Raw genomic sequence first — 26,388 nt, 5'->3', positions numbered from 1 at the left:
ACAGTGTGAAAGTTCTGACGGTATTTGGTACTCGCCCCGAAGCGATTAAAATGGCCCCGCTGGTTCAGGCGTTGTCGCAGGATCCCGCTTTTGAGTCGCGGCTGTGCGTCACCGCACAGCATCGCGAAATGCTGGATCAGGTACTGCGTCTGTTCAAGCTGGAACCGGACTACGATCTCAATATTATGCGTCCTGAGCAGGGGCTGACCGAGATTACCTGCCGTATTTTAGAGGGCATGAAAACCGTTCTGCTCGACTTCAAACCGGACATCGTGCTGGTGCATGGTGACACCACCACCACACTGGCGGCGAGCCTGGCGGCTTTCTATCAGCAAATTCCAGTGGGGCATGTGGAGGCCGGTTTGCGTACCGGCGATCTCGCCTCGCCGTGGCCGGAAGAGGGTAACCGTAAGCTCACCGGCCATCTTGCCCGTCTGCACTTCACTCCAACCTCGCAGTCGCGGCAGAACCTGTTGCAGGAAAATCTGCCCGACTCGCGCATCATTGTGACCGGTAATACGGTTATTGATGCGCTGCTGTGGGTTCGCGACAGGGTGCTGGATGACAGCAATCTGAATGCACAGTTAGCGGCGCGCTATCCGTTTCTCGATCCGCATAAGAAACTGGTGCTGGTCACCGGTCATCGCCGTGAAAGCTTTGGCGGCGGTTTTGAACGTATCTGCAGCGCGCTGGCGCAGATTGCCCGCCAGCATCCCGAGGCGCAAATCGTCTATCCGGTACACCTCAACCCCAATGTCAGCGAGCCAGTCAACCGGATACTTAGCGGCATTGAGAATATCATCCTGATTGAACCGCAGGAGTACCTGCCTTTTGTCTGGCTGATGAACCGCGCCTGGCTGATCCTTACCGATTCCGGCGGCATTCAGGAGGAGGCGCCTTCGCTGGGTAAACCGGTGCTGGTGATGCGTGATACCACCGAGCGCCCCGAAGCGGTCGATGCCGGTACCGTCAAACTGGTGGGAACAGATATCGCCAGAATCGTGGCCAGTGTCAGCGAATTGCTGAACGACGACGATGCCTGGCAGGCGATGAGCCACGCCCATAATCCTTATGGCGATGGCAAAGCCTGTGGTCGAATTTTACAAGCCTTAAAAGATAACAGAGCCGAATTATGAGTTTTGAAACTATCTCCGTGATTGGACTGGGATACATTGGGCTGCCGACGGCAGCCGTTTTTGCCTCAAAGGGAAAAAAAGTGGTGGGCGTGGATATCAATGCGCGCGCCGTTGAAACCATCAATCGTGGCGCGATTCACATCGTGGAACCCGATTTAGATCAGGTCGTGCATGCGGCCGTTACGCGAGGCGACCTGCGCGCCACCACCCAGCCTGAACCCGCCGACGCCTTTCTGATCGCGGTACCTACCCCGTTTAAAGATGAGCATCAGCCCGACCTGCGCTTTGTGAAAGCAGCGGCCGAGTCGATCGCGCCGGTTCTGAAGAAGGGCGATCTGGTCATCCTGGAGTCAACCTCACCGGTGGGCAGTACCGAACAGATGGCTGACTGGCTGGCAGCGGCGCGTCCCGATCTGCGCTTTCCGCAGCACGGAGAGGCGCCCGATATTTTTGTCGCCTACTGCCCGGAGCGCGTGCTGCCCGGTCAGGTGATGGTTGAGCTGATTAACAATGACCGGGTGATTGGCGGTATGACGCCGGCCTGTTCCGCCCGCGCCAGCGAACTCTACCGGTTGTTTTTAAAAGGCGAATGCGTTGAGACCAATGCCCGCACCGCCGAGATGTGCAAGCTGACTGAAAATAGCTTCCGTGACGTGAATATCGCCTTTGCCAATGAACTGTCGCTGATTTGTGCCGAGCAGGGGATCAACGTCTGGGAGTTGATTGCGCTGGCGAATCGTCACCCGCGCGTCAACATTCTGCAGCCAGGTCCAGGCGTCGGCGGTCACTGTATCGCCGTCGATCCCTGGTTTATCGTGGCGCAGAATCCGGAATTAGCCCGCCTGATCCGCACCGCGCGCGAGGTGAATGACGCCAAGCCACAGTGGGTGCTGGACCAGGTAAAAACCGCGCTGGCGGACTGTCTGACGCAGACCGGCAAGCGTGCCAGCGATATCACTATCGCCTGCTTTGGCCTGGCCTTTAAACCGAATATCGACGACCTGCGCGAAAGCCCGGCTGTCGGTGTGGCACAGAAGATTGCAGAGTGGCACAGCGGCACAACCTGGGTGGTTGAACCCCATATTGAACAGCTTGCGGACTCGCTGGCGGATAAAGCCGGACTGGTCTCCTGCGCGCAGGCGCTGGCCCAGGCTGATATTCTGGTGATGCTGGTCGATCACCGCGCCTTCCGCGCCATTGATGCCGCCGACGTTCAGCAGAACTGGATTGTCGACACCAAAGGTGTATGGCGATGAAGCGCTTTCTGATCACGGGCGGTGCCGGTTTTATCGGCTCGGCTCTGGTGCGCTTTCTGATCGCAGAAACCGAACATCAGGTCGTGGTGGTCGATAAACTCAGCTACGCCGGGAATCTGGCGTCACTCGCCAGTGTGGCCAACTCGGCCCGCTTCTGTTTTGAGCAGGTCGATATCTGTGAACGTGCAGCGCTTGATGAGGTGTTTGCCCGTCATCAGCCAGACTGCGTGATGCATCTTGCCGCTGAAAGCCATGTTGATCGCTCAATTGACGGGCCGGCGGCCTTTATCGAAACCAATATTGTCGGGACCTGGCAGTTGCTGGAAGCCGCGCGATCTTACTGGCAAAACCTGGATGACGCACGCAAGACAGCGTTTCTGTTCCACCATATATCTACCGATGAAGTCTTTGGCGATCTGCATGACAGCCAGGCTTATTTCACCGAAACCACCCCTTATGCGCCAAGCAGTCCTTACGCTGCCAGCAAGGCCAGCAGCGACCATTTAGTGCGGGCCTGGCTGCGAACCTACGGTCTGCCCACGCTGGTCACCAACTGCTCAAACAACTACGGCCCGTGCCACTTCCCGGAGAAGCTGATCCCGCTGACTATCATCAATGCGCTGGCGGGTAAAGCCTTGCCGGTTTACGGTAACGGACAGCAGATTCGTGACTGGCTCTACGTTGAAGATCACGCCCGCGCACTCTATCAGGTGGTCAGTCAGGGCAAGCCAGGCGAAACCTATAATATTGGCGGCCATAACGAGCGTCGCAATATCGAGGTGGTCGAAACCATCTGCAGCCTGCTTGAAGAGCTGGCTGCAGAGCAGAAACCTGCCGGGCTGGCGCATTACCGTGACCTGATTACCTATGTCACTGACCGGCCCGGTCACGATCAGCGCTACGCCATCGATGCCAGTAAAATTGCGCATGAACTTGGCTGGGTGCCGCAGGAAACGTTTGAAAGCGGCATGCGTAAAACCGTGGCATGGTATCTGGCTAATCCCGCCTGGTGGCAGGCCATTCTGGATGGTCGCTATCAGGGCGAACGCCTCGGCTTATCGCAATAAATCCGCGTAAGGAGCAGCGATGAAAGGCATCATTTTAGCGGGAGGGTCGGGCACTCGGTTACACCCGATAACCCGTGCAGTATCAAAGCAACTTCTGCCGGTCTACGACAAACCGATGATCTACTATCCGCTTTCCGTGCTGATGCTGGCGGGGATTCGCGACATTCTGCTGATCACCACGCCGGAGGATCGGGCGCAGTTTGAACGCCTGCTGGGTGATGGTAGTGAATTTGGTATTCGCCTCAGCTATGCGGTGCAGCCCAGTCCCGATGGACTGGCACAGGCCTTTATCATCGGCGAATCCTTTATCGGCGATGACAATTGCTGCCTGGTGCTGGGTGACAATCTCTATTTTGGCCAGGGCTTCAGCCCCAAGCTGCGGAAAGTCGTCGAGCAGAATCGTGGCGCAACGGTGTTCGGCTATCAGGTTATGGACCCGGAGCGTTTCGGTGTGGTGGAGTTTGACGATAACTTTAAGGCGATCTCGATTGAAGAGAAGCCACCGCAGCCGAAATCGCGCTGGGCGGTCACCGGACTCTATTTCTATGACAATCAGGTTATCGATTTCGCGAAGCAGGTTAAGCCTTCATCGCGGGGCGAGCTGGAAATCACCGCCATTAACCAAATGTATCTGGAACGCGGTGAGCTGACGGTCGAACTGCTGGGACGAGGCTTTGCCTGGCTGGATACCGGCACACACGACAGCCTGGTGGAAGCCAGTATGTTTGTGCAGACGGTAGAAAAACGTCAGGGCTTTAAAATTGCCTGCCTGGAAGAGATTGCCTGGCGTAACAGCTGGCTCAGTGATGACCAGCTGCGTGCCGCCGGTGAAGCGCTGACAAAAACCGGCTACGGCCAATACCTGCTGGATTTATTACATGCCCGTCCACGTCAGTATTAATCCCCTAGGCTGGGAAAGTGCATTCTTCGGTGTTGAGAGCGTGCGACTGGAGCCGCAGGGCGATATACCACTGGCGCAGGCGCTGCGCCATCCCTGTGCGCTGATGCAGATGAAAGTCGCGGCCAGTGAGACGGCGCTGATTGATACGCTGCAGCAGCATCAGTTCCAGCTGGCAGAAGGCGAGGCTGACCTGACGCTGACGGTTAAAGAGACGGAACGTCAGGCGCGGATTCGCATTGCGCGCGAAGCACAAATTCCGCAACTGCGCGATGCGGCATCTCAGCTCTTCAGCCAGAGTCGTTTCCGCGCGCCCTGGTATGCACCCGACGCCAGCGGCCGATTCTATGCGCAGTGGATTGAGAATGCGGTGCGTGGAACGTTTGACGATCAGTGCCTGGTGGCCAGTGACGCCACCGGCCAGCTGCAGGGTTTTGTTTCGCTGCGCGCGGTGGACGGCGATGCCCGCATTGGCCTGCTGGGCGTGCTGCCTGAGGCGCAGGGCCAGGGACTGGGTCAGCGACTGCTGCTGGCGGCGGCGGACTGGGCGCGGGTACGACAGCTGGCTCAGCTTCGGGTTGCTACCCAGCTCAGTAATCTCACGGCGATGCGCCTCTATTTACGCAGCGGTGCCCGGCTCGACAGCACCGCCTACTGGTTTTACAGGAAAGGTCATGATTCCATTTAATGCGCCCCCGATTGTGGGCACAGAAATTGAGTATATGCAGTCGGCGATGAACAGCGGCAAGCTATGCGGCGACGGCGGTTTTACCCGTCGCTGTCAGCAGTGGATGGAGCAGCGTTTTGGCAGCAAAAAAGTGCTGCTGACGCCCTCCTGTACCGCTTCGCTGGAGATGGCGGCGCTGTTAATCGATCTGCAGCCCGGTGATGAAGTGATCATGCCGAGCTATACCTTTGTCTCTACCGCCAACGCCTTTGTGCTGCGCGGCGCGCGCATCGTGTTTGTCGATGTGCGCCCGGACACCATGAACATCGATGAAACGCTGATCGAAGCCGCTATCACTGAAAAAACCCGCGCCATTGTGCCGGTGCATTACGCAGGCGTGGCCTGTGAAATGGACACTATTATGGCGCTGGCGGCAAAACATAAGCTGTTTGTGATTGAAGATGCGGCGCAGGGCGTGATGTCACGCTACAAAGGTCGTGCGCTGGGCACCATCGGTCACATTGGCTGCTTCAGTTTTCACGAGACCAAGAACTACACCGCCGGTGGCGAAGGTGGCGCGACACTCATCAACGACGCCAGCCTGGTCGAGCGCGCCGAGATCGTACGGGAAAAAGGCACCAACCGCAGCCAGTTCTTCCGGGGACAGGTCGATAAATATACCTGGCGCGATATGGGGTCGAGCTACCTGATGGCCGACCTACAGGCAGCCTATCTCTGGGCGCAGCTGGAAGCCGCTGAGCGAATCAATCAGCAGCGGTTACGCCTCTGGCAGCGTTATTACGACGCACTTCAGCCGCTGGTGGCTCAGGGTCGCATCAGCCTGCCGGTGATCCCCGCCAGCTGTGAACACAATGCACACATGTTCTACATCAAACTGCGCGATCAGGACGATCGCCAGGCGCTGATCAACTGGATGAAAGAAGCCGAAATACTAACGGTGTTCCACTATATTCCGCTGCACAGTTCGCCTGCTGGTGAGCGTTTCTCGCAGTTTGTCGGCGACGACCGCTATACCACGCAGGAAAGTGAACGTCTGCTGCGTCTGCCGCTGTTCTATAACCTGTCCGATAATAATCAGAGCACGGTTATCAGCTCACTGCTGAGCTTCTTTTCCTGATGTCATTAGCCAGAGCCTCAGTGTGGACCGCATCGTCCACGCTGGTAAAAATTGTGGCCGGTCTGCTGGTCGTCAAACTGCTGGCGGTCAGCTTCGGACCCGAGGGGGTCGGCCAGGCGGGGAACTTCCGTCAGCTGATCACCGTGCTGGGCGTGCTGGCGGGTGCGGGCATTTTCAACGGCGTCACTACCTATGTGGCGCAGTATCAGCAGCAGCCTGGACAATTGCGGGCGATGGTGGGCACGGCATCAACTATGGTGCTGGGCTTTTCCGGCGTGCTGGCGCTGCTGTTTCTGCTGGCGGCGGCGCCTGTCAGCACCGCGCTGTTTGGCCACGACCGCTATCAGGGCGTCATCCGCGTCGTCGCCTTTCTTCAGCTCGGCATCGCCTGGGCCAACTTTACCCTGGCGCTGCTGAAAGGCTATCGCGACGCGCGTGGAAATGCGCTGGCACTGATTCTCGGCAGCCTGATTGGCGTGGCGGGTTATCTGCTCTGCTGGTGGCTGGGTGGCTATCAGGGGGCGCTGATTGGCCTCGCGCTGGTGCCGGCCTTGCTGCTGCTGCCTGCTCTACTGATGCTGAAACGCCGCGCGCCGCTGCCGCTGAGCTGGCTGCGCCCGCAATGGCACCCTGAGCTGGCGCGTAATCTGGCAAAATATACCCTGATGGCGCTGATCACAGCCGTGACCCTGCCGGTTGCCTGGGTGTTAATGCGTAACCTGCTGGCAGAGCAGGAAGGCTGGGCACAGGTCGGATTGTGGCAGGGTGTCACCAGCATTTCCGATGCCTATCTGCAATTTATCACTGCGACGTTTAGCGTCTGGCTGCTGCCGACGCTGGCGCGGCTCGACAATAAACGCGACATCGCGCGCGAGATTGGCCGGGCGCTGCGCTTTGTGTTGCCTGCGGTGGCGGTTGCCAGCTTTGGCGTCTGGGTGCTGCGCGATTTTGCCATCAGTCTGCTGTTCTCTGAGGCTTTTCGCGGGATGCGCGATCTCTTTATCTGGCAGTTGTGCGGCGATGTTTTTAAGGTCGGTGCCTATGTTTTCGGATATCTGGTTATCGCTAAAGCCTCGCTGCGCTTTTATGTTCTGACTGAGATCAGCCAGTTTCTGTTGCTGACCCTGTTCTCACGCTGGTTGATCCCGTTACATGGCGCGACGGGTGCGGCGCAGGCCTATATGTTTACCTATATGTCTTACTTTGCCCTGTGTTGTGGCGCTTTTATTGTTTACTGCCGGAAAAAATGACTTTAATTCACGTTTTGGGATCGGACATTCCCCACCACAATCTTACGGTGCTGCGCTTTTTCAACGATGTACTCAGCGTTGAGCTGCCCGTGGCTACGCCACGCCATTTTATGGTGGTGACGCAGCAGCCAGAGAGCCTGACTGCGTTCAGTGCGTTGCAGATCGAGTGCTTTACCAGCAAGAAAGCGCTGGCGCAGGCGGTGCTGCAGCGGGCCAGAAATCGTCAGCAGCGTTTTTTCTGCCACGGTCAGTTTAATCCGTGGATCTGGCTGGCATTACTCAGCGGTAAGCTGCGTCGTTCTCAGCTCTTCTGGCATGTCTGGGGTGCCGATCTCTATGAAGATTCGCGCAGCCTGAAGTTCCGCCTGTTCTATCTGGTGCGCCGGATAGCGCAGGGTCGTGTTGCACAAGTTTTCGCGACCCGTGGCGACCTGCATCATTATCATCAGCGTCATCGTCGGGTTCCTGGTTCACTGCTCTATTTCCCGACCCGAATGCCCGCCGCCGCCGTTGAGTCTGCGCCGTCAGAGCCGTTTACGCTGCTGCTGGGCAACTCGGGCGATCCGAGTAACCGGCACATTGAAGGCTTAAAAGCGATTCACACGCAGTTTGGCGAGCAGGTGCGCATCGAGGTGCCACTGGGCTATCCACCAGACAATGAGACTTACATCAGTCAGATTCAGGCCGCAGCAGAGGCGCTGTTCCCGAACGGGCAGGTGAATCTGATGCGTGAAAATGTGGCGTTTGATGATTACTTAGCGCTGCTGGCGCGCTGCCATGTTGGCTATTTTATGTTTGAGCGTCAGCAGGGGGTGGGAACACTCTGTCTGCTGATTCAGGCCAATGTGCCGTTTATCCTGACCCGCAAAAATCCGTTCTGGCGTGATGTGGCCGAGCAGCAACTTCCGGTATTGTTCAGCGAAGATACGCTGTCGCCTGCGGTGATCGCCGAGGCACGCCGCCAGCTGATGAGCTGTGATAAACAGGCGATCGCCTTTTTTGCGCCGGGTTATCTCTCAGGCTGGCGGACAGCGTTACAGATCAGCGAAGGGGAATTGTCATGAGTCTTATGCAGTTTGGTGGCCTGCTGGTGGTCTATCTGCTGTCACTGGTTTTTATTCTGACCCTGACCTGGCGGGAGTTTAAGCGCGTCCGTTTTAACTTCCATCTGTTCTTCACACTGCTGTTCTTACTGACCTTTTACTTCGGCTTCCCGCTGACCTCCGTGCTGGTGTTTCGCTTTAATGTTGAGGTGGTGCCGGTGGAGAATCTGCTGGAGGCGCTGCTGTCGGCGACAGCGTTTTACGCCATCTACTACGTCAGTTATAAAGTGCGGCTGAAGCCCGCCAGTGCGCCTCCTGCGAAGCCCTGGTTGCAGATGAATCGGGTTGAAACGCATCTTACCTGCGTGATTCTGGCTCTGGTGGCGCTGGGAACCGTGACGGTGTTCTTCATTCACAACGGTTTTCTGCTGTTCCGCCTGACCGCCTATAACCAGATTTTCTCCAGCGAAGTGTCGGGGGTGGCGCTTAAGCGCTTCTTCTATTTCTTTATCCCGGCGATGCTGATCCCCTATTTTCTGAGTCCGACGCGCCGCAACTGGCTGCTGTTCCTGGTGGTGACGGTGGCCTTTGGTTTGCTGACCTACGCGCTGGTAGGCGGCACCCGCGCCAATATCATTATTGCGTTTGCCCTGTTCCTGTTTATCGGGATTACCCGTGGCTGGATCACGTTGTGGATGCTGGCAACGGCAGGCGTACTGGCGATTGCGGGGATGTTCTGGCTGGCGCTGCGCCGCTATAACCTCGACGTGATGGGCGATGAAGCGTTCTATACCTTCCTCTATCTGACGCGTGATACCTTCTCGCCGTGGGAGAATCTCGCCCTGCTGCTGGATAACTACGCCAGAATTGAGTTTCAGGGGCTGGCACCCCTGTGGCGTGATTTCTACGTTTTCATTCCAACCTGGCTCTGGCCCGATCGGCCACTGGCGGTGTTAAACAGCGCGAACTACTTTACCTGGGAAGTGCTGAACAACCATTCTGGCCTGGCGATTTCCCCCACGCTAATCGGGTCGCTGGTGGTGATGGGCGGCGTCTGGGCGATTCCAATCGGTGCTGTCGCAGTTGGGATGATTATTAAAGCCTTCGATGCGATTTATCAGCGTGGCTGCCTTGAGACCAACCGGTACACCGGCGCCATACTGCAAAGCTTCTGTTTTGGCGCTGTGTTTAACATGATCGTGCTGGCCCGCGAAGGTCTCGATGCGTTCGGTTCTCGCGTGGTGTTTTTCTGCATCATTTTTGCTGCCTGTCTGGGCATGGCTAAATTACTTTTCTGGTTACTGGATCGCGCAGGTTTGATTCGCGACCGCAGCAGGCGGGTGTTGCACAGCCCGCTCTGAATTAACCTCTGGGATTGACGGAAGATATGACAACGTTAACTGAGACGCCGCAGTACCGGATTCGCGGCGTTGATTTGTATGGCTTCGAAAACATGCCGTCGGCGGTAAATTTCCTGATGCCGCCGCAGAGCGTTCGCAGCGGTATTTTAGTGGCGATCAATGCAGAGAAGATCCTGACCGCTGAGCGGGATGAGGGATTGCGCACGCTGTTAGCGCAGGCGGAATATGCGTATGCCGATGGCATCAGCATTGTGCGTTCGATTCGTAAAAAATATCCGCAGGCGTCGGTGCAGCGCATTGCGGGGGCAGATTTATGGGAAGCGCTGATGGAGCGCGCCGGGCGTGAAGGGACGCCGGTGTTTCTTATCGGTGGTCGCCAGCGGGTGCTGGATGAAACCTGTAATAAGTTACGCCGTCAGTGGAATGTGAATATTGTTGGCGCGCAGGATGGCTATTTTGCGCCAGCCGATCAGGATGCGCTGTTTGCCCGGATTGCGGCTAGCGGTGCGAAGCTGGTGACCGTAGCGCTGGGATCGCCACGTCAGGAGCTGCTGATGCTGGCGTGCCGTGCGCACTGGCCTGATGCGCTCTACATGGGCGTGGGCGGAACCTACGATGTTTTTACCGGCCATGTGAAGCGCGCCCCTAAAATCTGGCAGCGACTGGGGCTGGAGTGGCTCTATCGTCTGATTCGACAGCCGAGCCGCCTGCGCAGGCAATTAAAACTGCTTAAATATTTGCGCTATCACTGGCGCGGCGATCTCTGATATTGCTGATAAATGCCGCATTTTTAGGCGTTGTGAGAAAGGAAATGCACTATTTGTCGAGAAAGTGCACAAAGCGTAATCAAACGCGTCTTTTTATTTAAAAAGCACTAGACACGATGGGCGCTTATCTCTAGTATGCACATCCGCAACGGCGCTACGCGCCCGTAGCTCAGCTGGATAGAGCGCTGCCCTCCGGAGGCAGAGGTCTCAGGTTCGAATCCTGTCGGGCGCGCCATATCGTTTGTGCGCATGAGCTTCGGTGGTTGATTTACCGCGGTTGGCAGTAAAGATTTAAATGCTGCAGGTTTTTAACTTGTGACATTAAGTATTGTGGTGGCTATAGCTCAGTTGGTAGAGCCCTGGATTGTGATTCCAGTTGTCGTGGGTTCGAGTCCCATTAGCCACCCCAGATTTTGCTGGGAAACGCGAAGGTGGCGGAATTGGTAGACGCGCTAGCTTCAGGTGTTAGTGTCTTAACGGACGTGAGGGTTCAAGTCCCTCTCTTCGCACCAGGCAAAACAGTTAAAAAAATCGGCGAGTAGCGCAGCTTGGTAGCGCAACTGGTTTGGGACCAGTGGGTCGGAGGTTCGAATCCTCTCTCGCCGACCATTTTAGAAACCTGTCTGAAAAGACAGGTTTTTTTTCGTCTGTAGAAAAGAGGATGAGGACCTCCGAAGGAGGTTTAGGTGGGTACGGCTAAATAAGTTTGCTGTAAATCCGAGCCTGCGAAGGGAACATGGTCAGATCGGAAAGTCGCTTAAGCCATCCATGGCCGCTCGGCCCACGCGATTACGCACCTCATCCCTGAGGTGCGCCCGTTACCGGGCCAACGCTTTGCGTTGTTCAAAAACGCTCCCGGCGTTTTTGTCCCTGGCGCGGGACGCTTTCCTCCTCTGACCATGCTCCCTGCGCGTTGAGCTTATGCGCTGTGGTCAGATGCATCCGGGTTTAGATCTGTCATTTGTCTGAAGCGTCCTTGTAAGTATCAGATGCGTCTGCCATACGTGAAGCGAAGGGAGCATACGCCTGTAGCAAAGCATCGCGGGCCAGGGACGGCCCGCGCTGAGCCTGCCATGGATGGCGTCTTTTGCGTCTTTGCGAAAGGCGTATGCTCCCTGAAGCCCGCACAGCAGTGAGAGCGGGCTGCTTGTTAGCTAGTCCTTTGATGCCAGCTCACCCTTGATTTCGCCAGTTGTCAGATAAAGTTGCTTAAACAGTAGCAACAGCGTCGTGAATTGCCGACAAATAAGTCATTGTTATTGTTGAGTTCACAGAGAGATTGGCTTTGCTGTCTCCATTCAGAGACAGAGAAAATGCCAGCTGTCGCTGGATACCGACATTTCCCGACAGGCCTGTTGAATGAAGTTTTGAGCTAATTATTTAACCTGCTGATTTATTGTGATTTTAAAAAAAATCATAAACCTGGCACGGCTTGTGCAATACTTCTGCTGTAGATGCTCATTCCACCTCTTATGTCTGCTGATGCTACATAAACCTGGGAATGATGCAGAGCCAATTTTCGGTACCTGTTGTCTGCCTGCCTGTATCGCGTAAGCCTTACAGGGTTAACAGACACCACGTTGAGTCAGGTACCTCCCGGTTGTCTTACCGACCTGATCTTGCACCTGCCACTGGCAGGTGTTTTTTTGCCTGCGAAAGCGTGTTGGCAGATTGCGGGCACAAAAAAGCCGGGCAAGCCCGGCTTTATCAGATATGAAAAGAGGATCAGGCGTTGGGATTGTTCTTCAATGTGAGTAACAATCCTTCACGGCGCATCTTCGCAGCCTCTTCCGGACGATGCAGACGATCGTAGACATCTGCCAGCCATGCATAATCGAAGGCATCCGGACGTTGTGCCAGCGCCTGTTGCAGCGCGTCAGCCGCCTGCTGCCATTCGCCATGACGCATCAGCAACTGTCCCAGCGTACTGTGCAGCAACGGCGTTGCGCCATGCTGTTTGATCTGCTGGCGTAATGCCTTCTCCAGCGCTTCCGGATTACCGCTTTTGATGCGAGGCATCAGCAGTACCAAACGATCGTCATAATGACGCTTGAGGCCTTCCAGCACGATCGACTGAGCGGTGTCGTGATCGTTACATTCAATCAGATGATCCGCCAAAGCCACCTGCAGGGTTGTATCCTGACGGGTTTTGCGGCTCAGCGTGCTCCACCAGCGCTTCAGTCCATCGCTGCCCTGGTCGGCCATCGCCTGATTCATCAGACCCAGCCAGGCCTGCTGCTGCAATGCATCGCGATGCAGCTCATCGCCAACCTGCGACTTCTGCATAGCAGGCAGAATATCCAGCAGGGCACTCCAGGCACCGGTGCGGACATAAGCCTGTTCGGCCAGGCGCAGCACTTCAGGATGACGCGGTGCCACTTCCAGCAGACGGTCAATGCTATGACGCGCAGCATGATCTTCGTTACGTGCCAGCTGAATACGTGCGCGGGCAATTTCTACCGGAATAGTGTTGCTCTCCGACAGCTCTGCAGCACGTTCAAGATGCTGATTAGCACGGATTTCATCACCACGCTGTTGCGCAGCTTCTGCTGCCAGCAGGTAGTTCGCCACCGGCACATCAGCGTGATCGGCATCTTTAGAAAGCAGTTTTTCCACCTGACGGTGATCGCCTTCTGCCAGCTTCATCAGCGCCGACTGAGTATGACGCTGGGCGCGACGGCGTTTACGTCCGGTAAACCAGCCACGGGTACGCGCGCCGGTATGCAGCACGCGGCGCAGCAGCCATTCCACGGCCAGAATCACCAGCAGGCTGAGGATGAGGATAATGACCAGGCCGGTGACGCTGGTTTCGATATTCCAGTTATCGGTCTGAATCAGCACGTAGCCCTGATGACCGGCAATCATCGGTCCCAGCACTACGCCAGCAATCAGCAGGATAAAGAGGATAAATACCTTAAGCATGCTTAGCCTCCCTGCTGATTAGCAGCGGCAGACGGTTGCGCTAACAGGTTCCGAACGCGGGTCTGCATCAGCTGTTCCAGCAACGGCTGACTTTCCAGGTTATCCGGCAGATCCATATTGATGTTCTGCTGGCTCAGCTCATCCAGCTGGGCAAGGAAGGCTTTGGTAGCGGCATCATTGGTGTCGTACCAGGCGCGAACCCATGCGGACACGGTGTCGATAGATTGTTTATAAATCTCATCCTGATGACGCGGTACCGCCTGAGCAGCAATCAGCAAACGCGAGCGGATATTCTCACGCAGGTAAACATCCTGATTAGGTGCCAGCAGCGGCTGGGCGGTGTTATCGCGGCGGCGGATGGTAATAAAATCATCCATAAAGTTATGCCAGCTTTTCACCAGATTCTGACGCCATTCGCGCACGGAACCTGACAGTTCACCGCCATCGCTGTCCATCGGCGCATCATCGCTGTCGTTATCGGCCAGACGCAGATTATCAACGTTGTTCGACAGCTGGTTCAGTTTGAGGATCACGCCGTCATAATCGACCTGTGTAACAGAAGAGAGGTTACTGATATCCTGGGTCAGCGCACGACGCACATTCATGACGCTGGGATCGTTCATGTCGGCCAGGCTGGCATCGGCGCTTTTCAGCAGTGCAGCGGCGGTGGTGACATCCTGGTCGCTCCAGAGTTTGCGACCAGCCAGTTTCACCAGATAGTCCGCCTGTGCCAGCAACCAGCTGCGCACGTCGTTACCAGAAATCACGGCCACTTTTTCACGCAGGGTTTCCAGCTCTTTTGCTGACGCGTTCTGCTGTGTCTGGGCTGTCTGCAACGCGGTTTCGGCGCCGCTCAGTTGCTGAGTCAGCTGCTGTTTGTCGCTGCTGGCCTGCTGTTGCAACGCGCTTAATTGTTCGTTCAGCTTCTGATTGGTTTGTGCCTGTAAATCAGCCTGATGTTTCCCGTTAAGGTATAAACCCGCACCAATCGCCAGCGCAATGACAATCGCAACTGCACCCAGCACCATGCCACCATTTTTCGCATTACGCGGTGGTGTGCTGTTGCTGGAAGGAGAGCGGTCGACCGCTGGGGTGGTTTCTTCAACCATGGCGGAGGAGTCTTTTTGTTCCGTCATATGTGGCACATCCCATTGTTAAAGTTCAGCGTAACGCGCGCAGCAGCGCATCGTTATCGGCACCATCGGCTACCTGAATATCCTGCCAACCCAATCCTGCGGCCAGGGTAGCCAAACGTTCACTGACGACAACCAGTCGGCAGTTGAGCAGCCATTCCTCGCGATCAACTGCGGGGAACAGCGAAAAAAGCTGTTGTAACATTTCACCGCTGGTCACCACCAGCACGGAGACACCGCGATCGCGCCAGCGGCGTCCTTCAACGGGTCCATCATAATACTTCTGGCAGCGCTGATAACAGGCTGCAAACGACACCTCAGCACCTCGCCGGGTTAACGTCTGTGCCAGCAACTCGCGTCCGGGATCGCCACGCAGGATCAGTGCACGTTTACCGGCAACCTGCTGAAGGGTATTCAGCCGGATCAATTCTTCACTGGTTTCATGTGCATGAGGCCAGGTCACCTGCTGTCCGCTGGCGGTATGAAACGCCAGTGCGGTGCTGCGACCAATTGCATAATAGTCCAGCTCAGCGGGCCATGCTGTGACGGTGTGTTGTGCGTAATGTATAACCTGCTGAGAAAGGATAAAAACCAGGTCGCCAGGGCGAAGTGCGGCGAGCTTTTGTGGCAGAGAGGTGAGATCAGCGCCCGGCGCAAATTCGATCAGCGGCAGGCTCCACGCCTGTTTGCCAAGGGCATGCAGGCGTGACACCAGCTCTGCCGCTGCGGGTTCCGGACGCGTCACCAGAATGGTCATGCCGGCGGCTGCCCCTGGTAAACTTCCTGCAGGATTTCACGCGCGCCGCCATTGAGCAGTTCATCGGCCAGTGAAATGCCCATCTGTTCAGCCTGAGCGCGGGGACCACGGCGTTCGCCGCTGACCATGACCCGGCCATCCGGTGCGCCGACCATGCCGCGCAGCCAGAGGTCATCGCCTTCCAGCACCGCGAAACTGCCGATTGGCACCTGGCAGCCACCCTCTAAACGGGTATTCATGGCGCGCTCGGCTCTGACACAGACTTCGGTGTCATCGTGATTCAGCGCCTGCAACAGGCCAATTAAGGTGGTGTCGTCCAGACGGCATTCAATGCCGACCGCACCCTGACCCACGGCGGGCAGGGAAACTTCGGCAGGCATCGCCTGACGAATGCGATCTTCCAGTCCCAGGCGTTTCAGCCCGGCGACAGCAAGAATAATCGCGTCATACTCTCCGGCATCAAGCTTGCCGAGGCGGGTGCCGACATTGCCTCGCAGCGAGCGGATAACCAGGTCCGGACGGCGCGCACTAATCTGGCACTGACGGCGCAGGCTGGACGTGCCGACAATGGCACCCTGTGGCAGCGCGTCGATAGAGTCATAATGATGAGAAACGAACGCATCGCGCGGATCGTCGCGCTCGCAGATGGTTACCAGGCCCAGACCTTCCGGGAAATTGACCGGCACATCCTTCATCGAGTGCACCGCCATATCGGCACGGCCATCCTGCATCGCCAGCTCAAGCTCTTTGACAAACAGCCCTTTGCCACCCACTTTTGCCAGCGGCGTATCAAGGATGATGTCACCTTTCGTGACCATAGGCACCAGCTCAACGCGCAGTCCCGGATGGGCACTCATGAGTCGTTGCTGTACATAATGTGCCTGCCATAATGCGAGCGGGCTTTGTCTTGTAGCAATTCTGAAAATTTTGTCTAACATGCTGTTAACCATTTTTATCGTTCACTGAATATCCTATCATCTCTGGGTGAAGACTGTCAGTTTCAACGGATTGAAAACGGCCTGCGTGCGGTTTCAGGCCGGTTTATTAAGCCATAACGTGGGAACCAGAGCTGAAAAGGCGGGAAGCTGGTAAGAACGTGCTAAACTGTCAGGTAGCGCAACTTTCTTTACGGTCAATCTGCAGGGTGTTAGATTGATCACGTTTCCAGCAATTATCTGCCCACTTTTTTACTTTATAAGCGGCAGAGTGTGGAAACAGGGTGCTTAAACACTGGGACAATCAGGCGAAACGTCTTGTACCTCTACATTGAGACACTGAAACAGAGACTGGATGCAATCAACCAGCTGCGCGTTGATCGTGCGCTGGCTGCTATGGGACCCGCTTTTCAGCGCGTCTACAGTCTGCTGCCAACCTTATTACATTATCAACATCCGCAGATGCCGGGTTACCTTGAAGGTAGCGTTCCACATGGCATCAGCTTCTTCACGCCTGATGAAAATCAGCGTCAGCTGCTGGCCGATCTCACCGGCGACAGCGATCTGCGTCATGCCGATGCGCCGAAAGGCGAAATGCCGATCACGGCTATCTATTCTATGGGCAGCACCTCATCTGTCGGCCAGAACAGCGTCTCGGATCTCGATATCTGGGTCTGCCATCAATCCTGGCTCGATAATGAAGAGCGTCTGAATCTGCAGCGCAAATGTACGCTGCTGCAGAAGTGGTGCGTTTCGATGGGCGTGGAGGTGAGTTTCTTTCTGATTGATGAGAACCGCTTCCGCCACAACGAAAGCGGCAGTCTGGGCGGTGAAGATTGCGGTTCAACACAACATATTTTACTGCTGGATGAGTTTTACCGTACCGCGGTTCGTATGGCGGGTAAACGCATCCTGTGGAATATGGTGCCGGGCGAAGAAGAGCACAATTACGACGACTACGTGATGTCGCTTTACGCCAAAGGCGTGCTGACCCCTAATGAGTGGCTCGATCTTGGCGGCCTCGGCACGCTGTCGGCGGAAGAGTATTTCGGCGCCAGCCTGTGGCAGCTCTATAAAAGCATCGACTCCCCGTATAAAGCCGTACTGAAAACGCTGCTGCTGGAAGCGTACAGCTGGGAATACCCGAATACGCAACTGCTGGCGATGGATATCAAACAGCGCCTGCATGACGGTGAAATTATCTGCTTCGGGCTTGATCCTTACTGCATGATGCTGGAGCGCGTCACGCACTATCTGACCAGCGTTGACGATCAGCCGCGTCTTGACCTGGTGCGTCGCTGCTTCTACCTCAAAGTGTGTGAAAAGCTCAGCACCGAAGATCATCAGCACCGCACCGGCTGGCGTCGCGAAATTTTATCGCAGCTGGTCAAAGAGTGGGGCTGGAACGAAGAGAAGATCGCCATTCTGGACAACCGCGCTGAGTGGAAAATCGAGCGGGTGCGCGAAGCCCATAATGAATTGCTGGATGCGATGATGCAGAGTTATCGCAACCTGATCCGTTTTGCCCGCCGCAATAACTTAAGCGTCAGCGCCAGCCCGCAGGATATCGGTGTGTTGACCCGTAAACTGTATGCCGCGTTTGAAGCGCTGCCGGGCAAAGTGACGCTGGTGAATCCGCAGATTTCGCCCGATCTCTCCGAGCCCAATCTGACCTTTATTCATGTGCCGCCTGGCCGCGCCAACCGTTCCGGCTGGTATCTCTACAACCAGGCACCGGACATGGATTCGATTATCAGCCATCAGCCGCTGGAATATAACCGTTACCTGAATAAGCTGGTGGCGTGGGCGTGGTTCAATGGGCTGCTGACCCGTAAAACCCGGCTGCATATTAAAGGCAATGAGGTTTGCGATCTGGCGCGTCTGCAGGAGCTGGTTAACGATGTTTCCAGCCATTTCCCGCTGCGTCTGCCCTCGCCGACGCCAAAAGCGCTCTACAGTCCGTGCGAAATCCGGCACCTTGCGATTATTGTTAACCTTGAACACGATCCGACGGCGGCCTTCCGCAATCAGGTGGTGCACTTCGACTTCCGTAAGCTGGATGTCTTTAGTTTTGGTCAGCAGCAGCAGTGCCTGATTGGCAGCATCGATCTGCTCTATCGCAACTCCTGGAATGAGGTACGTACGCTGCACTTCAGTGGCGAACAGGCGATGATCGAAGGACTGAAAACCATTCTCGGCAAGATGCATCAGGATGCTGCACCGCCCGATACGGTGGAAGTGTTCTGCTACAGCCAGCATCTGCGCGGTCTGATTCGGACGCGGGTACAGCAGCTGGTCTCCGAATGCATTGAGCTGCGCCTCTCCAGCACACGTCAGGAGCCGGGTCGCTTTAAAGCGCTGCGTATGGCGGGTGAGACCTGGGGCCTGTTCTTTGAACGCATGAGCGTTTCGGTGCAGAAGCTGGAAAACGCGGTTGAGTTTTATGGCGCGATCTCCAACAACAAGCTGCACGGACTGTCGATCAAAGTCGAAACGAATCAGACGCCGCTGCCACCCGTGGTCAACGGTTATGCCAGCGAAGGCATTATTCAGTTCTTCTTTGAAAACACCACTGATGAGCGCGGCTTCAATATCTACATCCTTGATGAGACCAATCGGGTTGAGGTCTATCATCACTGTGAAGGCAGCAAAGAGGAGCTGGTGCGCGACGTCAGCCGGTTCTACTCCTCATCGCACGATCGCTTTACCTATGGTTCGAGCTTTATCAACTTCAACCTGCCGCAGTTCTACCAGATTGTGAACACCGGTGAGCGATTCCAGGTGATTCCGTTCCGTAGCCAGACGCTGACGCAGCTGTGTACCTCGCAGCCTGATAACGACAACAGCGACTATCAGCCACGCTATCAGGTGCACTGATGCTGACGGGCTGCCTGCGCTCTGCAGGTGGCCGCTATCTTCCCGGCTTGACACCCGCTTCACGCTATTTGCGGGCATTTCCTGTTGCTTTTCCACCTTCAACTGCGATGATAAGCATCCAGGTAAAGGACATGAAGAGCATAAAGAATGAAGAAAGTAATAAGCCTGTTGGCCATGACACTGGCAGTAATCAGCCTTGCAGGTTGTGGTCTGAAAGGACCGCTCTACTTCCCGCCGAAGGATCAGCCGAAGAAACAACAAGCCCCAACCGACCGCCAGAAAGCGGATGCCTCTAAAGCCGATGTCGGCGGGCTGGTTACCGGCAATTCAGGCGTAAAAGCGAACTAATCTGATGGCTTATCCGGCGGAGCAAAAAATGCAGTTCTCCAAAATGCACGGTCTCGGCAACGATTTTATGGTTGTGGATGCGGTGACACAAAACGTCTTCTTTTCGCCGGAATTGATCCGCCGGCTGGCCGATCGTCATCTGGGCATCGGTTTTGATCAACTGCTGATTGTTGAACCGCCTTATGATCCCGATCTCGATTTCCACTATCGCATTTTCAACGCTGACGGCAGTGAAGTCGCACAGTGCGGCAACGGTGCGCGCTGCTTTGCCCGCTTTGTTCAGCTGAAAGGGCTGACCAACAAAAGTGACATCCGGGTCAGTACGCAGAATGGCCGCATGGTGTTGACCGTCACGCCTGACGACCAGGTGCGCGTGAACATGGGCGAGCCAAACTTTGAGCCTCAGCAGGTGCCGTTCCGTGCCAACAAAGCCGAAAATCTCTACCTGCTGCGCGTGGCCGAACAGACGGTGATGCTGGGTGCGGTGTCGATGGGCAACCCGCACTGCGTTATCCAGGTTGAAAGTGTCAAAACCGCGCAGGTTGAACTGCTTGGCCCGATTCTGGAGAGTCATGAACGCTTTCCGGATCGCGTCAATGTCGGTTTTATGGAGATCATCAATCCCGAACATATCCGCCTGCGCGTTTACGAACGCGGAGCGGGTGAAACGCAGGCGTGCGGCAGCGGCGCCTGTGCTGCCGTTGCATGTGGCATTCAGCAGGGCATTCTGGCACCCAAAGTGCGTGTCGACCTGCCTGGCGGAACGCTGCACATCACCTGGAAAGGCGCCGGTCAGCCGCTCTATATGACCGGGCCTGCGACACACGTCTACGATGGGTTTATTCATCTATGAAAAATATCGAAGAGCAGGCTGACAGTTCGGTTCTGCTGGACGATCAGGCCGTCAGTGATTATCTGCGGCAGAATCCCGATTTCTTTATCCGCAATGCCCGCGCAGTTGAACAGATGGCCGTGCCGCATCCGGTGCGTGGCAGCGTCTCGCTGGTCGAATGGCATATGGCGCGGCAACGCAACCATATTCAGCGGCTGGAAGAAGAGATCACGCTGCTGATGGAGCAGGCCAGCGCTAACCACGAACTGTTTGACCGTCTGCTGTCGCTGGAAAGCCACCTGGCCGCGGCTGACTCGCTGCAGGATATGCTCAACCGTCTGCATCGCTGGGCGCGTGAGCTGGGCCTGGCGGGTGCCAATGTGCGGCTGTTCAGTGATAAATGGCTGCTGGGCGCGCCCTCCGATTTCTTTCAGCTGAGCCTCTCGCGTCAGGCGTTTGAACCGCTGCGTATTCAGCGCTTCGGTAACCAGCATCACTATCTTGGCAACATTAACGGGCCGGAATTGCTGCTGCTGCTGCCGCAGGCCAAAGCGATCGGGTCGGTTGCCATGTCGCTAATGGGTGAGGAGGGCGATCTCGGCGTGCTGGTGTTCAGCAGTCGTGACAGCCAGCACTATCAATCGGGCATGGGGACACTGCTGCTGCAGCATCTGTCGCAGATGATGCCTGATCTGCTCTCCCGCTGGGTTGAACGCGCATGAGCAGCGCGCTGCAGGAGGCCGTCGACGGATTTCTGCGCTACCTGAAAGTGGAGCGCCAGCTCAGTCCGTTAACCCAGAGCAGCTATGCGCGCCAGCTTGCCGCGCTGGTGGCGATTGCTGATGAGATGAAGCTCAGCAGCTGGGCGCAGCTGGAACCAGCACAGGTGCGCAGCATGGCGGCGCGCAGCCGTCGCGCCGGACTGGCCGCCAGCAGCCTCGCGCTGCGGCTCTCCGCCCTGCGCAGTTTTCTCGACTGGCAGGTGAGCCAGGGTTTGCTTTCCGCCAACCCGGCCAAAGGGGTGATGACGCCGCGTAAAGCGCGCCATCTGCCTAAAAACATTGATGTTGATGAAGTGAATCAACTGCTGGAGATCGACCTTAGCGATCCGCTGGCGGTGCGCGACCGGGCGATGCTGGAAGTGATGTATGGCGGCGGTTTGCGTCTCTCTGAACTGGTGAATATGGATTGTCGCCACGTCGATCTCGATTCAGGCGAAGTGTGGGTCGTCGGTAAGGGCAGCAAAGAGCGCCGGATACCGATTGGTAGCACGGCGGTCACCTGGATCCAGCACTGGCTGCCGCTGCGTGAAACCTTTGGCGCCCAGGATGATGCGCTGTTTCTTTCGACGCGCGGCAACCGCATCTCGCCACGTAACGTGCAGAAACGCTTTGCCGAATGGGGCATCAGACAGGGTGTGGCGAGTCATATTCATCCGCATAAGCTACGACACTCTTTTGCCACGCATCTGCTGGAATCCAGTGGTGACCTGCGCGCCGTGCAGGAGTTGCTGGGCCATGCAAACCTGTCGACGACCCAGATCTATACCCACCTCGACTTCCAGCATCTGGCTTCGGTGTATGACGCTGCGCATCCCCGCGCCAAACGAGGAAAGAACGAATGAAGTTTTATCGTCCGCTGTCGGCCATAAAAGCCATGACCTTCGACCTTGATGACACACTCTACGATAACTACCCGGTCATCCGTCGTACCACCCTGGAATCCCATGCCGCGTTGCAGGCTTTTCATCCGGCGCTGCGTGACTTCACGCCGCAGGATTATCAGCAGTTGCGCGATGAACTGCTGCAGCGCGAACCTGATATCTATCATGATGTTTCGGAGTGGCGACGCCGTTCGGTTGAGCTGGCGATGCTGAATATCGGCCTCTCTGCTGCTGAAGCCACCGCGGGCGCGGCAGAAGTGATGGCGGTCTTCCATCAGTGGCGGAGTCAGGTCGAGATGCCGGATGAGACGCACCAGACGCTGAAAGCCCTGGCGGAGAAAATCCCGCTGGTGGCGGTCACCAACGGCAACGCCTGCCCGGAAAAAATGGGCATTGCCGAATACTTCCGCTTCACACTGCGGGCCGGCCCGGACGGGCGCGCCAAGCCATGGCAGGATATGTATCAGCTTGCCGCGCAACGCCTTGATATCGCGCCACACCATATTCTGCACGTGGGTGATGACCTGACCACCGACGTGGCGGGCTCACTGCGCTGCGGGCTGCAGGCCTGCTGGATTAACCTGCGGCAGGGCAACCTGATGCATATCCCGGATGCGCGCCTGTTGCCGCATGTCGAAATTTCGCGGTTGGCATCACTCACCTCACTGCTATAATGGCTGTAAATTTATCCAGTCGTCTCCTCTTTTCTGTTTTGCCGCCGTCCCTTATCCGGCGTCTGTGGCGCCGCCTGACTGGCAGCGATAATGCCTTGCGGCAGGCGGAATAATCAGTGTGACGACGGCGTTTTTTTCTTTGGTAATCGGTGCTTATGGACGTTTCTGAACTGCTCGATGGTTTGAATGACAATCAGCGCGCTGCCGTTGCGGCACCGCGCAGTAACCTGCTGGTGCTGGCAGGCGCGGGCAGTGGTAAAACGCGGGTGCTGGTGCATCGCATTGCCTGGCTGATGTCGGTGGAGAACTGCTCGCCCTATTCGATTATGGCGGTGACCTTTACCAACAAAGCAGCAGCGGAGATGCGTCACCGTATCGAGCATCTGATCGGCACCAGCCAGGGCGGAATGTGGATCGGAACCTTTCACGGGCTTGCGCACCGCTTACTGCGCGCTCACCATCTTGACGCCGGCCTGCCGCAGGATTTTCAGATCCTCGACAGTGAAGACCAGCTGCGTCTGCTCAAGCGCCTGATCAAATCCATGAACCTTGATGACAAGCAGTGGCCTGCGCGTCAGGGCATGTGGTACATCAACGGCAAAAAAGATGAAGGCCTGCGGCCAAAACATATCGAAAGCTACGGTAATCCGATTGAGCAGACCTGGCTGCGCATTTATCAGGCCTATCAGGAAGCCTGTGATCGCGCCGGTTTAGTTGACTTCGCCGAGCTGCTGCTGCGCGCCCATGAGCTGTGGCTCAACAAGCCGCACATTCTTAATCACTACCGCGAACGTTTTACCAACGTGCTGGTAGATGAGTTTCAGGATACCAACAACATTCAGTACGCCTGGATTCGGATGCTGGCGGGCGACAGCGGCCGGGTGATCATCGTGGGCGATGATGATCAGTCGATCTACGGCTGGCGCGGCGCGCAGGTCGAGAATATTCAGCGCTTCCTGCAGGATTTCCCTGGCGCAGAAACGATCCGTCTGGAGCAGAACTACCGCTCAACCAATAATATCCTGAAAGCCGCCAACGCCCTGATCGCCAACAATAATGGTCGTCTGGGTAAAGAGCTGTGGACCGAAGGCAGCGACGGCGAACCGATCTCGATCTACTGCGCCTTTAATGAGCTGGATGAAGCACGCTTCGTGGTCAACCGTATCAAGGTCTGGATGGAGAACGGCGGCGCGCTCAACGACTGCGCCATTCTCTATCGCAGCAACGCCCAGTCGCGTGTGCTGGAAGAGGCGCTGCTGCAGAGCAGCATGCCGTACCGTATTTATGGCGGCATGCGCTTCTTCGAACGTCAGGAGATCAAAGATGCGCTTTCCTATCTGCGTCTGATGGCGAACCGCAATGACGACGCGGCATTTGAGCGCGTGGTAAACACCCCGACGCGCGGCGTGGGCGATCGCACGCTGGACGTGGTGCGTCAGACGGCGCGTGAACGTCAGATGACGCTATGGCAGGCAACGCGTGAACTGCTGCAAAGCCGCGCGCTGGCTGGTCGCGCCGCATCGGCGCTGCAACGCTTCTGTGAGCTGGTTGATTCACTGGCTACCGAAACTGCCGATTTACCGCTGCATGTTCAGACCGACCGGGTCATTAAAGACTCAGGCCTGTGGCTGATGTATGAGCAGGAAAAAGGTGAGAAGGGCCAGGCGCGTATCGAAAACCTTGAGGAGCTGGTGACGGCAACACGCCAGTTCAGCTATCAGGACGAAGATGAAGATTTGATGCCGCTGCAGGCCTTCTTATCCCATGCCGCCCTTGAAGCGGGTGAAGGTCAGGCGGACAAGTGGCAGGATGCGGTTCAGCTGATGACGCTGCACTCGGCCAAAGGGCTGGAGTTCAGTCAGGTCTTTATCGTCGGCATGGAAGAGGGGATGTTCCCGAGCCAGATGTCGCTGGATGAAGGCGGCCGTCTGGAAGAGGAGCGTCGTCTGGCTTATGTCGGTGTAACCCGTGCGATGATCAAGCTGACACTGACCTACGCTGAAACCCGCCGACTCTATGGTAAGGAAGTGTATCATCGGCCTTCCCGTTTCATCGGCGAACTGCCCGAAGCATGCATTGAAGAAGTGCGTCTGCGTGCCAGCGTAAGCCGTCCGGTGAACCATCAGCGGATGGGTGCCCCGATGACCAAAAATGACAGCGGATTCGCGCTGGGACAGCGTGTTCATCACGCTAAATTTGGCGAAGGCACCATCATTAATCTGGAAGGCAGCGGTGAGCACAGCCGCCTGCAGGTGGCGTTTCAGGGGCAGGGAATCAAGTGGCTGGTGGCGGCTTACGCGAAGCTGGAAACGCTTTAGGGTGCGGTTGACGGCTTTTTCGTCTCAGCGTAACATGCGCCCACTATTATCATGAGAGGACAATGCCTTGGACACGCCCAGTCGATGCTGGCTCAATGACCTGGATACCAGGAATAACATCTAAGGCTACCTCTTTACGCGGGTAGCCTTAGCGGTTATCAGCGACCTCCCTTTTTGATTCCGTCGCACGAGTCAGCACTGATTTATCTCTGAAACTCTGTTTCCGTGTTCAGGCCGCACGTTCCATGTTGAGGAACGGCGGACTGCCTTGTCCCATTTAGTCTGCAATGGGGAGTATTGCTATGCTGAGCGCATTTAAACTGGATCACAGCCGCCTGACGCGACTGGAGCTGGAAGACGAAAACGACAAACTGACCACCTCCGTCTGGGTCGATCTCATCGAACCGGAAGAGGGTGAGCGTGACCGCGTGCAGTCGGAGCTGGGCCAGAGCCTGGCAACACGGCCTGAGCTGGAAGATATTGAGGCCTCGGCACGCTTCTTCGAAGATGAAGATGGTCTGCATATTCACTCCTTCTTCTTCTATGAAGATGCTGACGACCACGCTGGTAACTCCACCGTGGCGTTCACTATTCGTGAAGGTCGGCTCTACACGCTGCGCGAACGTGAGCTGCCCGCTTTCCGCCTCTATCGCATGCGCGCCCGTAACCAGACCCTGATTGACGGCAATGCCTTTGAGCTGCTGCTCGACCTGTTTGAAACCAAAATCGAACAGCTGGCGGATGAAATCGAGAACATCTATAGCGCACTGGAGAAACTCAGCCGGGTGATCATGGAAGGTCAGCAGGGCGAAGAGTACGATCAGGCGCTGTCGCGACTCGCGGAACTGGAAGATATCGGCTGGAAGGTGCGTCTCTGTCTGATGGATACTCAGCGCGCCCTGAACTTCCTGGTGCGTAAAGCGCGTCTGCCGGGCAATCAGCTGGAGCAGGCGCGGGAAATTCTGCGCGATATCGAGTCGCTGCTGCCGCATAACGAATCACTGTTCCAGAAGGTCAACTTCCTGATGCAGGCGGCGATGGGTTTTATCAACATCGAACAGAACCGCATCATCAAGATCTTCTCGGTGGTCTCCGTGGTGTTTCTGCCGCCGACGCTGGTCGCTTCCAGCTACGGGATGAACTTCGAGTTTATGCCGGAACTGAAGTGGAGCTTCGGTTATCCTGCGGCTATCGGCCTGATGATTCTGGCCGGACTGGCACCTTATCTCTACTTCAAGCGTAAAAACTGGCTTTAAAAAAGCCACGGGCCATCTCAGATGGCCCGTTCTGCTGGCTCCCGTCCCGATTTCTGCGTACTCTGACCCTCCTGTTTTTACAAACAATTA

Annotated in this window: 23 protein-coding genes and 4 tRNA genes; 23 read left to right on the top strand and 4 right to left on the bottom strand. The window is 56.4% G+C overall.

Annotated features, from left to right (window positions below):
• Positions 1-5: 5 nt before the first annotated feature.
• From wecB to AC2LB6_RS04345, 14 genes are all read left to right on the top strand, one after another.
• Entirely contained in the window at positions 6-1,136 is a 1,131-nt protein-coding gene (gene wecB / locus AC2LB6_RS04410; RefSeq protein ID WP_490092704.1) for a non-hydrolyzing UDP-N-acetylglucosamine 2-epimerase, read from the top strand.
• Positions 1,133-2,392 (top strand): UDP-N-acetyl-D-mannosamine dehydrogenase, encoded by a 1,260-nt coding sequence (wecC, locus tag AC2LB6_RS04405; protein ID WP_490092602.1) that lies wholly within the window; start codon positions 1,133-1,135, stop codon positions 2,390-2,392. Before wecB ends, wecC begins: the two co-directional genes overlap by 4 nt.
• Positions 2,389-3,459 carry a dTDP-glucose 4,6-dehydratase gene (gene rffG, locus AC2LB6_RS04400; RefSeq protein ID WP_490092601.1) on the top strand — a complete coding sequence of 357 codons (1,071 nt, stop codon included), beginning with the start codon at positions 2,389-2,391 and terminating at the stop codon, positions 3,457-3,459. Before wecC ends, rffG begins: the two co-directional genes overlap by 4 nt.
• Positions 3,460-3,478: 19 nt before the next feature.
• The gene (gene rfbA, locus AC2LB6_RS04395; protein WP_490092600.1) at positions 3,479-4,360 is read left to right on the top strand and encodes a glucose-1-phosphate thymidylyltransferase RfbA; all 882 of its coding nucleotides are present in this window, start codon (positions 3,479-3,481) and stop codon (positions 4,358-4,360) included.
• A complete protein-coding gene (gene rffC / locus AC2LB6_RS04390) occupies positions 4,338-5,045 on the top strand; it encodes a dTDP-4-amino-4,6-dideoxy-D-galactose acyltransferase (RefSeq protein ID WP_490092599.1) in 708 nt (235 codons plus the stop codon). Before rfbA ends, rffC begins: the two co-directional genes overlap by 23 nt.
• Entirely contained in the window at positions 5,032-6,162 is a 1,131-nt protein-coding gene (gene rffA / locus AC2LB6_RS04385; protein ID WP_490092598.1) for a dTDP-4-amino-4,6-dideoxygalactose transaminase, read from the top strand. The genes rffC and rffA overlap by 14 nt, the downstream gene beginning before the upstream one ends.
• A complete protein-coding gene (gene wzxE, locus AC2LB6_RS04380) occupies positions 6,162-7,412 on the top strand; it encodes a lipid III flippase WzxE (RefSeq protein WP_490092597.1) in 1,251 nt (416 codons plus the stop codon). The genes rffA and wzxE overlap by 1 nt, the downstream gene beginning before the upstream one ends.
• The gene (gene wecF, locus AC2LB6_RS04375) at positions 7,409-8,476 is read left to right on the top strand and encodes a TDP-N-acetylfucosamine:lipid II N-acetylfucosaminyltransferase (RefSeq protein ID WP_490092596.1); all 1,068 of its coding nucleotides are present in this window, start codon (positions 7,409-7,411) and stop codon (positions 8,474-8,476) included. Before wzxE ends, wecF begins: the two co-directional genes overlap by 4 nt.
• A complete protein-coding gene (gene wzyE, locus AC2LB6_RS04370; RefSeq protein ID WP_490092595.1) occupies positions 8,473-9,816 on the top strand; it encodes an ECA oligosaccharide polymerase in 1,344 nt (447 codons plus the stop codon). The genes wecF and wzyE overlap by 4 nt, the downstream gene beginning before the upstream one ends.
• A gap of 26 nt (positions 9,817-9,842) precedes the next feature.
• Positions 9,843-10,583: a lipopolysaccharide N-acetylmannosaminouronosyltransferase gene (gene wecG, locus AC2LB6_RS04365; protein WP_490092594.1), complete on the top strand. Its 741-nt coding sequence runs from the start codon at positions 9,843-9,845 to the stop codon at positions 10,581-10,583.
• A gap of 158 nt (positions 10,584-10,741) precedes the next feature.
• A tRNA-Arg gene (locus tag AC2LB6_RS04360) sits at positions 10,742-10,818 on the top strand.
• 98 nt (positions 10,819-10,916) lie between these two features.
• Positions 10,917-10,992 (top strand) — tRNA-His (locus AC2LB6_RS04355).
• Between the two features lie 16 nt (positions 10,993-11,008).
• A tRNA-Leu gene (locus AC2LB6_RS04350) sits at positions 11,009-11,095 on the top strand.
• A gap of 20 nt (positions 11,096-11,115) precedes the next feature.
• Positions 11,116-11,192, top strand: a tRNA-Pro gene (locus tag AC2LB6_RS04345).
• Positions 11,193-12,308: 1,116 nt separating this feature from the next.
• Here the strand turns inward: AC2LB6_RS04345 and hemY are convergent.
• From hemY to hemC, 4 genes are read right to left on the bottom strand one after another with little or no spacing between them, the layout of a single operon-like run.
• Positions 12,309-13,505 carry a protoheme IX biogenesis protein HemY gene (gene hemY, locus AC2LB6_RS04340; RefSeq protein WP_490092593.1) on the bottom strand — a complete coding sequence of 399 codons (1,197 nt, stop codon included), beginning with the start codon at positions 13,503-13,505 and terminating at the stop codon, positions 12,309-12,311.
• A gap of 2 nt (positions 13,506-13,507) precedes the next feature.
• The gene (hemX, locus tag AC2LB6_RS04335; RefSeq protein WP_490092592.1) at positions 13,508-14,641 is read right to left on the bottom strand and encodes a uroporphyrinogen-III C-methyltransferase; all 1,134 of its coding nucleotides are present in this window, start codon (positions 14,639-14,641) and stop codon (positions 13,508-13,510) included.
• A 25-nt stretch (positions 14,642-14,666) separates the two neighbouring features.
• Positions 14,667-15,395, bottom strand: a complete 729-nt coding sequence (gene hemD / locus AC2LB6_RS04330) for a uroporphyrinogen-III synthase (RefSeq protein ID WP_033767572.1) — start codon at positions 15,393-15,395, stop codon at positions 14,667-14,669.
• Positions 15,392-16,333: a hydroxymethylbilane synthase gene (hemC, locus tag AC2LB6_RS04325; RefSeq protein ID WP_031292611.1), complete on the bottom strand. Its 942-nt coding sequence runs from the start codon at positions 16,331-16,333 to the stop codon at positions 15,392-15,394. Before hemC ends, hemD begins: the two co-directional genes overlap by 4 nt.
• A gap of 315 nt (positions 16,334-16,648) precedes the next feature.
• Here hemC and AC2LB6_RS04320 point away from each other — a divergent pair, with 315 nt between their 5' ends.
• From AC2LB6_RS04320 to corA, 9 genes are all read left to right on the top strand, one after another.
• The gene (locus AC2LB6_RS04320) at positions 16,649-19,207 is read left to right on the top strand and encodes a class I adenylate cyclase (protein ID WP_010257330.1); all 2,559 of its coding nucleotides are present in this window, start codon (positions 16,649-16,651) and stop codon (positions 19,205-19,207) included.
• 147 nt (positions 19,208-19,354) lie between these two features.
• The gene (lptM, locus tag AC2LB6_RS04315) at positions 19,355-19,555 is read left to right on the top strand and encodes an LPS translocon maturation chaperone LptM (RefSeq protein WP_010257328.1); all 201 of its coding nucleotides are present in this window, start codon (positions 19,355-19,357) and stop codon (positions 19,553-19,555) included.
• Between the two features lie 28 nt (positions 19,556-19,583).
• Positions 19,584-20,408, top strand: a complete 825-nt coding sequence (gene dapF / locus AC2LB6_RS04310; protein WP_010257326.1) for a diaminopimelate epimerase — start codon at positions 19,584-19,586, stop codon at positions 20,406-20,408.
• Entirely contained in the window at positions 20,405-21,109 is a 705-nt protein-coding gene (locus tag AC2LB6_RS04305) for a DUF484 domain-containing protein (RefSeq protein WP_010257324.1), read from the top strand. Before dapF ends, AC2LB6_RS04305 begins: the two co-directional genes overlap by 4 nt.
• A complete protein-coding gene (xerC, locus tag AC2LB6_RS04300) occupies positions 21,106-22,011 on the top strand; it encodes a tyrosine recombinase XerC (protein ID WP_490092591.1) in 906 nt (301 codons plus the stop codon). Before AC2LB6_RS04305 ends, xerC begins: the two co-directional genes overlap by 4 nt.
• Complete coding sequence (yigB, locus tag AC2LB6_RS04295; RefSeq protein WP_022624864.1) at positions 22,008-22,724, top strand: 5-amino-6-(5-phospho-D-ribitylamino)uracil phosphatase YigB; 717 nt, start codon at positions 22,008-22,010, stop codon at positions 22,722-22,724. The genes xerC and yigB overlap by 4 nt, the downstream gene beginning before the upstream one ends.
• Before the next feature lie 155 nt (positions 22,725-22,879).
• A complete protein-coding gene (uvrD, locus tag AC2LB6_RS04290; RefSeq protein ID WP_490092590.1) occupies positions 22,880-25,042 on the top strand; it encodes a DNA helicase II in 2,163 nt (720 codons plus the stop codon).
• 67 nt (positions 25,043-25,109) lie between these two features.
• Positions 25,110-25,166: a YsgD/CorL family protein gene (gene ysgD, locus AC2LB6_RS04285; protein WP_369690086.1), complete on the top strand. Its 57-nt coding sequence runs from the start codon at positions 25,110-25,112 to the stop codon at positions 25,164-25,166.
• Between the two features lie 178 nt (positions 25,167-25,344).
• A complete protein-coding gene (corA, locus tag AC2LB6_RS04280; protein WP_003854370.1) occupies positions 25,345-26,298 on the top strand; it encodes a magnesium/cobalt transporter CorA in 954 nt (317 codons plus the stop codon).
• Positions 26,299-26,388: the final 90 nt, after the last annotated feature.

The sequence above is a fragment of the Pantoea sp. RCC30.1 genome (assembly GCF_058148845.1).
This window is presented reverse-complemented; position numbering and strand designations above follow the sequence as displayed.